Origin of the sequence: Kosakonia sp. HypNH10 (assembly GCF_029850615.1) — a bacterium.
Classification (GTDB): Bacteria; Pseudomonadota; Gammaproteobacteria; order Enterobacterales; family Enterobacteriaceae; genus Kosakonia; species Kosakonia cowanii.
On sequence record NZ_JAOTIU010000002.1, the window covers coordinates 59473 to 71917 of the forward strand.

Annotated in this window: 6 protein-coding genes; 4 read left to right on the forward strand and 2 right to left on the reverse strand. The window is 60.0% G+C overall.

The window, feature by feature from the left end:
• Positions 1 to 6: 6 nt before the first annotated feature.
• Both N7V53_RS06515 and N7V53_RS06520 read right to left on the reverse strand, forming a co-directional pair.
• Positions 7 to 1368, reverse strand: coding sequence for a 6-phospho-alpha-glucosidase (locus N7V53_RS06515; protein WP_279792789.1), 1362 nt, complete (start codon positions 1366 to 1368; stop codon positions 7 to 9).
• Between the two features lie 12 nt (positions 1369 to 1380).
• Positions 1381 to 2925 (reverse strand): PTS transporter subunit EIIC, encoded by a 1545-nt coding sequence (locus N7V53_RS06520; protein ID WP_279792790.1) that lies wholly within the window; start codon positions 2923 to 2925, stop codon positions 1381 to 1383.
• A 282-nt stretch (positions 2926 to 3207) separates the two neighbouring features.
• Between N7V53_RS06520 and N7V53_RS06525 the strand changes: the two genes are divergently transcribed.
• From N7V53_RS06525 to N7V53_RS06540, 4 genes are all read left to right on the forward strand, one after another.
• Positions 3208 to 8172 (forward strand): alpha-2-macroglobulin, encoded by a 4965-nt coding sequence (locus tag N7V53_RS06525; protein WP_279792791.1) that lies wholly within the window; start codon positions 3208 to 3210, stop codon positions 8170 to 8172.
• A 1-nt stretch (position 8173) separates the two neighbouring features.
• Complete coding sequence (gene pbpC, locus N7V53_RS06530; protein ID WP_279792792.1) at positions 8174 to 10498, forward strand: peptidoglycan glycosyltransferase PbpC; 2325 nt, start codon at positions 8174 to 8176, stop codon at positions 10496 to 10498.
• Between the two features lie 150 nt (positions 10499 to 10648).
• Positions 10649 to 11080 carry a nucleoside-diphosphate kinase gene (gene ndk / locus N7V53_RS06535; protein WP_023481239.1) on the forward strand — a complete coding sequence of 144 codons (432 nt, stop codon included), beginning with the start codon at positions 10649 to 10651 and terminating at the stop codon, positions 11078 to 11080.
• Positions 11081 to 11260: 180 nt separating this feature from the next.
• The gene (locus N7V53_RS06540; RefSeq protein ID WP_023481226.1) at positions 11261 to 12427 is read left to right on the forward strand and encodes a bifunctional tRNA (adenosine(37)-C2)-methyltransferase TrmG/ribosomal RNA large subunit methyltransferase RlmN; all 1167 of its coding nucleotides are present in this window, start codon (positions 11261 to 11263) and stop codon (positions 12425 to 12427) included.
• Positions 12428 to 12445: the final 18 nt, after the last annotated feature.

The window sequence follows — 12445 nt, forward strand, 5'->3', positions numbered from 1 at the left end:
GGAAAATTACACCGCTTTGCCGTTTTCCCAGGCTTTTTGCAGCGCTGGCCAGTAATCCTGGTTGGCGGTAATCATCTCATCGAGGATCGCCTTCGCATGCTGCATGGTTGGCACGGTGCGGTTAAGGGTAAAGGCCTGCAATGCCTTCTCGTAACTCCCCTCCATCGTCGCTTCCACCAGCAACTGCTCTGAGGCCAACTGCTGCATCAACAGCGTCTGATGGAACAGCGGCACTGCGCCCATGCGTACCGGCTCCGGCCCGTTACTGGTGATGTAAGCCGGCACTTCCACCATTGCGTCGTAGGGCAGATTAGCAATCGCGCCCTTGTTTTCAACAATCACCAGGTGACGCTGGCGCAGGTTGAAGGCCAGCGAGCAGGCGACATCGACAATAAACGCGCCGTGAACGCCGACGTGGAACGCATCAGGCAGAATGCCGGTCTGCTTATACTCAGCCGCCGCGGCGAACAGTTTTTTCTCGCGCCCGTCCATCACCTCATTGGCACGGGTGTAGTTGGGATCCTGATGATCAACTATCTCGTTCGGCATCAGGTAGTACTGCAAATAGGGGTTCGGCAGATACTCCGGGAAGTGATCCATAATCGGCTTGATATTGCGCCAGGTTTTCACCCACGAGGGATCGGCATGCTGCGGATCGGTCTGTGCGGCGTCTTCCGTCAGCAGGCCAAAGCGCGCGACGTGCTCGCGCAGGGCAGGGAGGCGATCTTCGCCATCGACGCGCACCTGGGTAAACCAGCCGAAGTGGTTGAGGCCAAAGTAGTCGACCTCAAGCTGGTGACGATCGACGCCGAGGATCGCGCCCATATTGCGCATCGCCGCCACCGGCATATCGCAAATATTGAGCACCCGCGCGTTCGGGCGCAGACGGCGCACCCCTTCCGCGACAATTGCTGCCGGGTTGGAGTAGTTAACGATCCAGGCTTTTTTATCCGCGTAGCGCTCAACCAGATCGATCAGCTCGACCATCGGCAAAATGGTGCGCAGGCCGTAGGCCAGCCCGCCTGGCCCGCAGGTCTCCTGGCCAACCACGCCGTGGCGCAGCGGGATTTTTTCATCCTGCTCGCGCATCTTGTACTGGCCGACGCGCATCTGCGCGAAGACAAAGTGCGCACCGTGAAAGGCAGTTTCGGCATCATTGGTGACGGTAAATTTGATGCTATCGCTGTGATCGCGAATCACCTTCTCAACCACCGGCGCAATGGTGTTCTGCCGCTCGGCATCAATGTCATAGAGGCGAATTTCCGCCAGCGGGAAATCCTCCAGCCGCACCATCAGGCTTTTAACGATGCCCGGCGTATACGTGCTGCCACCACCGGCAATGGATAAGATAAACGGGGGTTTAACCATTTCTGGACTCCTTCAGAGAAACATCTCAACAGCTTCTCGCATTTTTTTGACATGCAGCCCGTAGACCACCTGAACGTTATTACCTTGTTTAATCACGCCTTTCGCGCCGGTAGCTTTCAGCTGTGGCTCATTGATAGCCGCCACATCTTTCACCGTCACGCGCAGGCGGGTGTAGCAGTTGTCCACCACCTCGATGTTTTCGCGCCCGCCGAGGCCACTAATAATCGCTTCGCCCACCGCGTCGTTATTCCCCTTCGCCTGGTATTCCTGCTTGCTGTAGAGGCGTGTCTCTTCGCTCTCCTCCTCGCGTCCCGGCGTTTTCATGTTGAAGCGCAAAATAAGGAAGCGGAAGGTGACGAAGTAGAGGGCGAACATAATCAGCCCGACCAGCAGATACATCGGCCAGTTGGACTTTTCGGTGCCGAGCGGCAGGTTGTAGAGAATGAAGTCGATAATGCCGTTCGCGCCGATGGCATGAACGCCGAAGAGCGAGAAGAGCATCATGCCGATGCCGGTCAGCACCGCATGCACCACGAACAGCAGCGGGGCGATAAAGAGGAAAGAGAACTCAATCGGCTCGGTGACGCCAACCAGCAGCGAGGTGAGCGCGGCGGGGATCAAAATCGCTTTTGCCGCGGCTTTGCGCTCCGGTTTCGCCGTCACATACATCGCCAGCGCCGCTGCGGGCAGGCCAAACATCTTGCTGATGCCGCGCGCATCCCACACCACGGTGCTGCTCAGTTTGGTCACACCTGGGCAGGCCATTTCGGCAAAGTAGATATTGCGCGCGCCCTGATAGGAGCTGCCGCACACTTCAGCCGTGCCGCCGAGTTCGGTATACAAAAACGGCGTATAGACCAGATGATGCAGCCCGGTCGGCACCAGAATGCGCTCCAGGAAACCGTACACCGCCACGCCAAATGGGCCTGCGCCTTTAATCGCCAGCGCCAGCGCGCTGATGCCGTGCTGGGCGAAGGGCCACAGTTCGCTCATCACCACGCCGAGCACCATTGAGACCGGCAACATAATGATGGCGACAAAGCAGTGCCCGGAGTAGATCGCCATCGCGCCGGAAAACTGCACGCGGGAGTAGCGGTCGTAGAGATAGCCCGACAGCGCACCGGTGAGGATCCCGGCGAAAACGCCCATCTCCAGCACCTGCACGCCCAGCACCATCCCCTGGCCTGCGGCTTTCATCTGATCGGCCGGTGCCAGCGCGCCCTGCAATTGCAGCGTGACGTTCATGGCATTAATGAAAACGATAAAGGTCACCAGACCAATCAGCGCGGCATAGCCTTTATCACGCGAAGCCAGCCCAACCGGGATGCCGACGGCAAACACCAGCGCGAGGTTGGCGAGCACCGAAACGGCAGATTTGGCAATCAATTGACCAATGTGCTGAATAAGAGGGTGACCAAGAAAGGGAAGGTATTCGGCGAGGTTGCCATTGCCGAAGATATTACCGAAGGCAATAAACAGGCCAACGATCGGCAAAATGAGCACCGGGCCAAAAAGGGACTTACCAAAATTTTGTAGGGCATTCACGGCTCTGGACATAGTGTTCTCGCTTATTAGCACCGCGTAGTAAGGGACACAGACCGCATAACGTTAGCAGCCGGTCGGGTGTTGTCGCTATCTATCTTATTGTTTTAAAAACAAATGACGCGCAACGTAACATGTTACGTCACGGGGTGTGATCGGCCTAACATCACGGGCGTCGCGCAAAAAATGCGCTTTGCGAGATGCTTTCCAGAATCCATCAGATATTTTGTATTTCTTACCGTTGCGAATGATAATGACGACGCCTCTCACAACGGGTCAATCACTCAGGGATAAAGAATGAAACCGCTACGTTACGCGGCGCTGACTTTCGCGCTCCTCACCGCCTTCACGCTTGCAGGCTGTGACAATAACGATAAACCTAAGAGCGCCAGCGCGCCTGAACCCGCGTCCGCCTCATCCGCCGCGCAAACGCCCGCGGCAGCAGCCATGCCGGATAAAGCCAAACGCGATGAACTTGCCGCGCGTAGCGAAGGCAAACCGTTAAACTTGCTGGATGCGTCGGAAGTGCAGCTCGACGGCAGCGCCACGCTGGTGCTGACCTTCTCGGTGCCGCTCGATCCGGATCAGAACTTCGCCCAGGTGGTGCATCTGGTCGATAAGAAGAGCGGCAAAGTCGACGGTGCCTGGGAGCTGGCTCCGAACCTGAAAGAGCTGCGCCTGCGCCACCTTGAGCCGAACCGCGAACTGCTGGTGTCGGTGGATAGCGGGCTGGTTGCGCTTAATAAAGCCACCTTCGGCAAGAGCTTCGAGAAGTCGATCACCACCCAGGATATTCAGCCCAGCGTTGGCTTTGCCAGCCGCGGCTCGCTGCTGCCGGGTAAAGTGGTTGAAGGGCTGCCGGTGATGGCGCTCAACGTCGAAAATGTCGACATCAACTTTTACCGCGTGAAGCCGGAATCGCTGGCCTCATTCATTAGCCAGTGGGAGTACCGCAGTTCGCTCTCCAACTGGGAGTCCGATACGCTGCTGAAGATGGCGGATCTGGTCTATACCGGGCGTTTTGATCTTAACCCGGCGCGCAACACCCGCGAAAAACTGATGCTGCCGCTGAGCAGCATCAAACCGCTGCAACAGGCGGGCGTCTATATCGCCGTGATGAACCAGGCGGGGCACTACAACTACAGCAATGCCGCAACGCTCTTTACGCTCAGCAACATTGGCCTCTCTGCGCACCGTTACCATAACCGCCTGGATATCTTCACCCAGGGGCTGGAAAGTGGCGCGGCACTCGGCGGTATCGACGTGATGCTGCTCAATGAAAAAGGCCAGAGCCTGGCGCAGGCAAAGACCGACAGCGATGGTCACGCCACCTTAAGCACCGATAAAGAGGGCGCGGTGCTGCTGGCGCGTAAAGAGGGCGAGACCACACTGCTCGACCTTAACCTCCCGGCGCTGGATCTCGCCGAGTTCGCCATTACCGGCGAGCCAGGCTACAGCAAACAGTTCTTTATGTTTGGCCCGCGCGATCTCTATCGCCCAGGCGAAACAGTGATCCTCAACGGCCTGCTGCGCGACAGCGACGGCAAGCCGATTGCCGCACAGCCGGTGAAGCTGGAAGTGGTAAAACCGGACGGGCAGGTGGTTCGCTCGGTGGTGAGCCAGCCGCAGAACGGCCTCTATCACTTCACTTATGCGCTGGATGCCAGCGCACAGACCGGCATGTGGCATGTTCGCGCCAATACCGGCGACAACCTGTCGCGCGAGTGGAGCTTCCACGTCGAAGACTTTATGCCGGAGCGCATGGCGCTGAACGTTACGCCGCAGCCGACGCCGCTGGCACCCGCCGCAGACGTGGTGTTTAGCATTGAAGGCCACTATCTCTACGGCGCGCCAGCCAGCGGCAACGCCCTGCAGGGTCAGCTGTTCCTGCGCCCGCTGCGTGAAGCAGTTGCCGCACTGCCGGGCTTCCAGTTTGGCGATATTGCGGAAGAGAACCTGAGCCGCAGCCTGGATGAAACCCATCTGACTCTTAATGATGAAGGCAAAGGCGAAGTGACCACGCCGAGCCAGTGGCAGGACTCCCATTCGCCGCTGGAAGTGATTCTGCAGGCCAGCCTGCTGGAGTCGGGCGGCCGTCCGGTGACCCGCCGCGCGGAGCAGGCAATCTGGCCTGCGCCCGCTCTGCCGGGTATTCGCCCGCAGTTCGCCTCAAAAGCGGTCTATGACTACCGCACCGACACCACCGTCAATCAGCCGATTGTTGATGAGGGCGGTAACGCCGCGTTCGATATTGTCTATGCCGACGCGCAGGGCAACAAAAAAGCAGTCAGCGACCTGCAGGTGCGCCTGATCCGCGAGCGCCGCGACTACTTCTGGAACTGGTCGGAAAACGACGGCTGGCAGTCGCAGTTCAACCAGAAAGATCTGGTGGAAGGCGAGCAGAGCCTGACGCTGAAAGCCGATGAGACCGGCAAAGTGACCTTCCCGGTGGACTGGGGCTCCTATCGTCTGGAGGTCAAAGGCCCGGATGAGACCGTCAGCAGCGTGCGTTTCTGGGCTGGCTACAGCTGGCAGGATAACAGCGACGGCGCAGGTGCGGCACGCCCGGATCGCGTCACCATGAAGCTCGATAAACCCTCTTACAAAGCGGGCGACACCGTTAAGCTGCACATCACCGCACCGGCCGCCGGTAAAGGCTATGCGATGATCGAATCCAGCGAAGGTCCGCTCTGGTGGCAGGAGATTGACGTTCCGGCGGACGGGCTGGATCTCTCGATCCCGGTCGATCAGAAGTGGCAGCGCCACGATCTCTATATCAGCACGCTGGTGGTGCGCCCTGGCGATAAGTCGAAATCCGCCACGCCAAAACGCGCGGTCGGCCTGCTGCATCTGCCGATGGGCGATGAGAACCGCCGCCTGGAGATTGCCCTCGACGCTCCGCAAAAAATGCGTCCTAACCAGCCGCTGAAGGTCAAAGTCAAAGCCTCGATGAAAGATGGCGCGACGCCGAAACAGGTTAACGTGCTGCTCTCTGCTGTCGACAGCGGGGTGCTGAACATCACTGATTATGTGACGCCGGATCCGTGGCAGGCCTTCTTCGGCCAGAAGCGCTATGGCGCAGATATCTATGATATCTACGGCCAGGTAATTGAAGGCCAGGGGCGTCTTGCGGCGCTGCGCTTCGGCGGCGACGGCGATGAGCTGAACCGCGGCGGCAAACCGCCGGTTAACCACGTCACCATTATTGCCCAGCAGGCGCAGCCGGTGACGCTGGATGAAAACGGCGAAGGCACCGTAACGATGCCGATTGGCGACTTCAACGGGGAACTGCGAGTCATGGCGCAGGCCTGGACGGCAGACGATTTTGGCAGCAGCGAAAGCAAAGTGGTAGTCGCCGCCCCGGTGATTGCCGAGCTGAACACGCCGCGCTTCCTTGGCAGCGGTGACACCTCTCGCCTGACGCTGGATCTCAGCAACCTGACGGACAAGCCGCAAACCCTGAATGTCGATCTGACGGCAAGCGGTCTGCTCTCACTTGAGGGGGCAGCCACCCAGAGCGTGACGCTTGGGGCCGGTAAACGCACCACGCTCTTTATTCCGGTGCGCGCGCTGGATGGCTTCGGTGACGGCGAGATTGCCGCGCAAATCAGCGGCCTTGCGCTGCCGGGTGAAACCTTCGCGCCGCAGCAGAAGCAGTGGAAGATTGGCGTACGCCCGCCTTTCGCCGCGCAGACCATCAACACCGGTGCGATGCTCAATCCGGGCGAAAGCTGGCAGGTACCGGGCCAGCATCTGGCGGGCATCTCACCTGCCACGCTGCAGGGTCGCTTGCTGCTGAGCGGCAAACCGCCGCTCAATATCGCCCGTTACATTCAGGAGCTGCGCGCTTACCCGTACGGCTGCCTGGAGCAGACCGCCAGCGGGCTCTTCCCGTCGCTCTACACCAACGCCGCACAGCTTAAAGCGCTGGGCATCAAAGGCGAGAGCGATGAGCAGCGCCGCGCGGCGGTGGATATCGGCATCTCCCGCCTGTTGCAGATGCAGCGTGACGACGGCGGCTTCTCCCTGTGGGATAAGAGCGGCTCGGAAGAGTACTGGCTGACCGCCTACGTGACCGATTTCCTCGTCAGCGCCTCGGCGCAGGGCTACAGCGTTCCGGCTGAAGCGCTGAACAACGCTAACAACCGCCTGCTGCGCTATTTGCAGGATCCAGCGGCGATGTCGGTGCGTTACAGCGACGACTTGCCAGCGACGAAATTTGCCGTGCAGAGCTACGCCGGTCTGGTGCTGGCTCGTCAGCAAAAAGCGCCGCTGGGCGCGCTGCGTGAAATCTGGCAGCGCCACGAGCAGGCGAAAGCGGGGCTGCCGTTAATGCAGCTTGGCGTTGCGCTGAAGCTGATGGGCGATGCCCAGCGCGGCGATCAGGCTATCGCGCTGGCGCTGAAAACCGATCGCATTGCGGAAAACCGCTGGCTGGCGGATTACGGCAGCAGCCTGCGTGATAACGCGCTGATGCTGGCGCTGCTGGAAGACAACAAGCTGCTGCCGGATGCGCAGGCGCACCTGCTGGCTACGCTCTCCGAGCAGGCCTACAGCCAGCGCTGGCTCTCAACCCAGGAGAGCAACGCGCTGTTTATGGCTGGCCGCAACCTGCAAAACAGCACCGGTAACTGGCAGGCGCAAACCTCGCTTGATACCGCGATGCTGGCCGGTAACACCGCGCAGAGCCGTAACCTTGAGGCGGACCAGTTGAGTGCGTTGCAGGTGACCAACAGCGGCACCACACCGCTGTGGCTGCGCCTGGATACTACAGGCTACCCAGAGCAGGCTCCGGCGCCTTCGGGCAAAGTTCTGCATATCGAGCGCAACGTGCTCGGCACCGACGGGCGCAGCAAGCCGCTCTCTTCCCTGAAGAGCGGTGAGCTGGTGCTGGTGTGGCTGGAAGTGACGGCCAGCCAGAACGTTCCGGACGCGCTGGTGGTCGATCTGCTGCCTGCGGGTCTGGAGCTGGAGAACCAGAACCTGGCCAGCAGCAGTGCCAGCCTGCAGGAGAGCGGTAGCGAAGTGCAGGAGCTGCTCAACCGCATGCAGCAGGCCGATATTCAGCATATGGAGTTCCGTGACGATCGCTTTGTCGCCGCCGTACCGGTGAGCGAAGGGCAGCCGGTCACGCTGGTCTATCTGGCGCGTGCGGTGACGCCTGGCACCTACCAGGTTCCGGCTCCGCAGGTGGAATCAATGTATGTTCCGCAGTGGCGGGCAACCGGCGCGGCCAGCGGCCCGTTGATCATCACGCCATAACGTGAAGATCGTCTCTCTGATACGCACCCGCTGGCGCTGGCTGGCGGGTGTGCCTCTTCTCTTCGTGCTGCTGGTTATCGCCGCCGATAAAATATGGCCACTGCCCCTGAACGAGGTTTCGCCCGCGCGGGTGGTGGTGGCTGAAGATGGCACGCCGCTGTGGCGTTTTGCTGATGCCGACGGTATCTGGCGCTATCCTGTCACTATCGAAGAGGTTTCGCCGCGCTACTTGCAGGCGCTTATCCAGTATGAAGATCGCTGGTTCTGGGATCACCCCGGCGTTAATCCCTTTTCTATTGCGCGCGCGGCCTGGCAGGATCTGCGCTATGGGCGCGTGGTTTCCGGCGGCAGTACGCTCACCATGCAGGTGGCACGTCTGCTTGATCCGCATCCGCGCACCTTTGGCGGCAAAGTTCGCCAGTTGTGGCGGGCAATGCAGCTGGAGTGGCATCTCTCCAAGCGCGACATTTTGACCATCTACCTCAACCGCGCGCCGTTTGGCGGTACGTTGCAGGGAGTCGGTGCGGCGAGCTGGGCCTATCTCGGCAAACCGCCCTCAAAACTGAGCTATGCGGAAGCGGCGCTGCTTGCCGTGCTGCCGCAGGCGCCGAGCCGTTTACGGCCGGACCGCTGGCCGCAGCGGGCGCAGGCGGCGCGCGATAAAGTGCTGGATCGCATGGTGACGCAGCAGGTGTGGCCGGTGGCGCAGGTGAAAGAGTCGCGCGAAGAGCCGGTGTGGTTAGCGCCGCGGCAGATGCCGCAGCTGGCCCCGCTCTTTGCCCGCCGCATGCTGGGCGCGAACAAAAAGCTGAAGGTGACCACCACGCTGGACGCCAGCCTGCAAAGGCAACTGGAGGAACTGGCGCTGAGCGTTAAATCCCGGCTGCCGATGCGCAGTTCGCTGGCGATCATCGTGGTCGATCATACGGATATGAAAGTGCGCGGCTGGGTGGGGTCGGTGGATATTAACGACGACAGCCGTTTCAGCCATGTCGATATGGTCAGCGCTGTGCGCTCACCGGGATCGGTGCTGAAACCCTTTATCTACGGCCTGGCGCTGGACGAAGGGCTGATCCACCCCGCATCGCTTCTGCAGGATGTGCCGCGGCGCGTCGGGGATTATCGCCCCGGTAACTTTGACAGCGGTTTTCATGGCCCGGTGAGCATGAACGAGGCGCTGGTACGCTCGCTGAACCTGCCTGCGGTACAAGTGCTGGAGGCCTACGGGCCGAAGAAATTTGCCGCTAATCTGCGCAATATCGGGCTGCCGCTGATGCTGCCCGCTGGCGCAGAGCCAAACCTGTCGCTGATCCTCGGCGGCGCGGGTGCGCGGCTGGAGGATATCGCTGCCGCCTACAGCGCTTTTGCCCGCGAGGGTAAAGCGGGCAAATTAAGACTAACTCCAGATGAACCGCTGGCTGAACGCCGCCTGATGTCGCCGGGCGCGGCGTGGATTATCCGCCGGATCCTGGCGAATGAAGCGCAGCCGGTGCCGGACAGCGCACTGCCGCAGGTGGTGCCGCTGGCGTGGAAAACCGGCACCAGCTATGGCTACCGGGATGCCTGGGCCATCGGCCTCAACTCCCGGTATGTGATCGGTATCTGGACCGGCCGTCCGGACGGCACGCCGGTTGCCGGGCAGTTTGGTTTTGCCAGCGCCGTGCCGCTGCTCAACCAGGTGAACAATCTGCTGCAACCGCGCTCCGCGCTGGATCAGGCGCGTTTACCGCGCGACCCGCGTCCGGCGTCGGTGAGCAGCGGGGTGATCTGCTGGCCGGGCGGGCAGAGCCTGCCTGCCGGAGACAGCAACTGCCGCCGCCGCCTTGCCACCTGGTTACTTGATGGCAGCCAGCCGCCGACGCTGTTAATGCCGGAGCAGGAAGGGCTGCACGGCATCAGTTTTCCGCTGTGGCTGAACCATCAGGGGCGGCGCGTGGCGGCGGATTGCCCGGATGCGCAGCAGAAAAACTGGATCGTCTGGCCGCTGCCGCTTGAGCCGTGGCTGCCGCCCGGCGAGCGTCGCGCCGCGCGCTTACCGCCTGCGGACCGCATTTGCCCGCCGCGGGATGAGAACGCCCCGCCGCCGCTGTTGTTAAATGGCGTGCGCGAAGGGGCGGTGATTAAGCGCGTACCCGGCCAGGATTTTGCGATTCTTCCTCTGCAAAGCAGCGGCGGGGAAGGGGGACGCTGGTGGTTTTTGAACGGTGAACCGTTGACGGCGCGCGGCACGCTATTGAGCCTGAAGCTCGATAAAGCCGGCGACTATCAACTGGTGGTAATGGATGAGGCGGGGCAGGTCGCCGCCGTGCAGTTTACGGTGCAATAGGGCGAGAAAGGGCGCATTCAGGTGTTGGTGTTGCTCAAACTCGTCTTATTTTAAAAAAATGTTACCTTAATCCATAGGCAAGACCGGTGTTGCTCTTTATAATCCGCGCCACACCTATTCAGGGCAACAGAACAACTTACTGAGGTAATCATGGCTATTGAACGTACTTTTTCCATCATCAAGCCGAACGCGGTGGCAAAAAACGTTATTGGTAACATCTTCTCTCGCTTTGAAGCGGCAGGTTTTAAAATCGTTGGCACCAAAATGCTGCACCTGACCGTTGAGCAGGCGCGCGGCTTCTACGCTGAGCACGAAGGTCGCCCGTTCTTTGATGGCCTGGTTGAGTTCATGACCTCCGGCCCGATCGTGGTTTCCGTACTGGAAGGCGAAAACGCCGTTCAGCGTCACCGCGACCTGCTGGGCGCAACCAACCCGGACAACGCACTGGCCGGTACCCTGCGCGCAGATTACGCAGACAGCTTCACCGAGAACGGCACCCACGGTTCCGACTCCGTTGAATCTGCCGCTCGTGAAATCGCTTACTTCTTCGCTGAAGGCGAAGTTTGCCCGCGCACCCGTTAATTTCCGGTTAACTGTGTAAAGAGATTTACACTTTAATTGGTAAATGCCGCGCCCAGGCGTGGTAACTGTGCGACAGAATTTGTACAATGTTGCGCCCCAGGATGAGCTGAAGCTTGCCTGGGGCGCTTCTTTTTAACCCTCCACGGGCCACAACGTGTAATAACGAGGCCGGAATAAAATATGTCTGAACAAATTGCCATGTCTGAGAGCGACGCTCTCACGGTTCCAAACAAAGATGCAAAAATTAACCTGCTGGATCTCAACCGTCAGCAGATGCGTGAGTTTTTCAAAAACTTAGGCGAAAAACCCTTCCGCGCCGACCAGGTGATGAAGTGGATGTATCACTACTGCTGCGACGACTTTGATGAGATGACTGACATCAACAAAGTGCTGCGCGGCAAGTTAAAAGAGGTCGCGGAGATCCGCGCCCCTGAAGTCGTCGAGGAGCAACGCTCTTCTGATGGCACCATCAAATGGGCTATCGCCGTCGGCGATCAGCGCGTTGAAACCGTCTATATCCCGGAAGAAGATCGCGCGACGCTCTGCGTCTCCTCCCAGGTGGGTTGTGCGCTGGAGTGCAAGTTCTGCTCCACGGCGCAGCAGGGCTTTAACCGCAACCTGCGCGTATCGGAAATCATCGGCCAGGTGTGGCGCGCGGCGAAAATCATCGGCGCTGCCCGTGTGACCGGCAACCGCCCGATCACCAACGTGGTAATGATGGGCATGGGCGAACCGCTGCTGAACCTCACCAACGTGGTGCCAGCGATGGAGATCATGCTGGATGATTTCGGCTTTGGTCTCTCCAAACGCCGCGTGACGCTCTCGACCTCCGGCGTTGTTCCGGCGCTCGACAAGCTCGGCGATATGATTGATGTTGCGCTGGCGATCTCGCTGCATGCGCCGAATGACGCCATTCGCGACGAAATTGTGCCGATCAACAAAAAGTACAATATCGAAACCTTCCTCGGGTCGGTGCGCCGCTACCTGGAGAAATCCAACGCCAACCAGGGCCGCGTGACCATTGAGTATGTGATGCTGGATCACGTCAATGACGGCACCGAACACGCCCATGAACTGGCCGAATTGCTGAAAGATACGCCGTGCAAGATCAACCTGATCCCGTGGAACCCCTTCCCGGGCGCGCCGTATGGCCGCAGCTCCAACAGCCGTATTGACCGTTTCTGCAAAGTGCTGATGAGCTACGGTTTCACCACCATTGTGCGTAAAACCCGCGGCGACGATATCGATGCCGCCTGCGGTCAGCTGGCGGGCGAGGTCATTGACCGCACCAAGCGCACGATGCGTAAACGCCTGCAGGGCGAGCCGATCGCAGTTAAGGCCGTGTAAGCGTGACTGCGGCGCGAA

Coding starts and splice junctions, on each gene's coding strand:
- ndk (WP_023481239.1), top strand. CDS start 10,649: ATGGCTATTGAACGTACTTTTTCCATCATCAAGCCGAACGCGGTGGCA.
- N7V53_RS06525 (WP_279792791.1), top strand. CDS start 3,208: ATGAAACCGCTACGTTACGCGGCGCTGACTTTCGCGCTCCTCACCGCC.
- N7V53_RS06520 (WP_279792790.1), bottom strand. CDS start 2,925: ATGTCCAGAGCCGTGAATGCCCTACAAAATTTTGGTAAGTCCCTTTTT.
- N7V53_RS06515 (WP_279792789.1), bottom strand. CDS start 1,368: ATGGTTAAACCCCCGTTTATCTTATCCATTGCCGGTGGTGGCAGCACG.
- N7V53_RS06540 (WP_023481226.1), top strand. CDS start 11,261: ATGTCTGAACAAATTGCCATGTCTGAGAGCGACGCTCTCACGGTTCCA.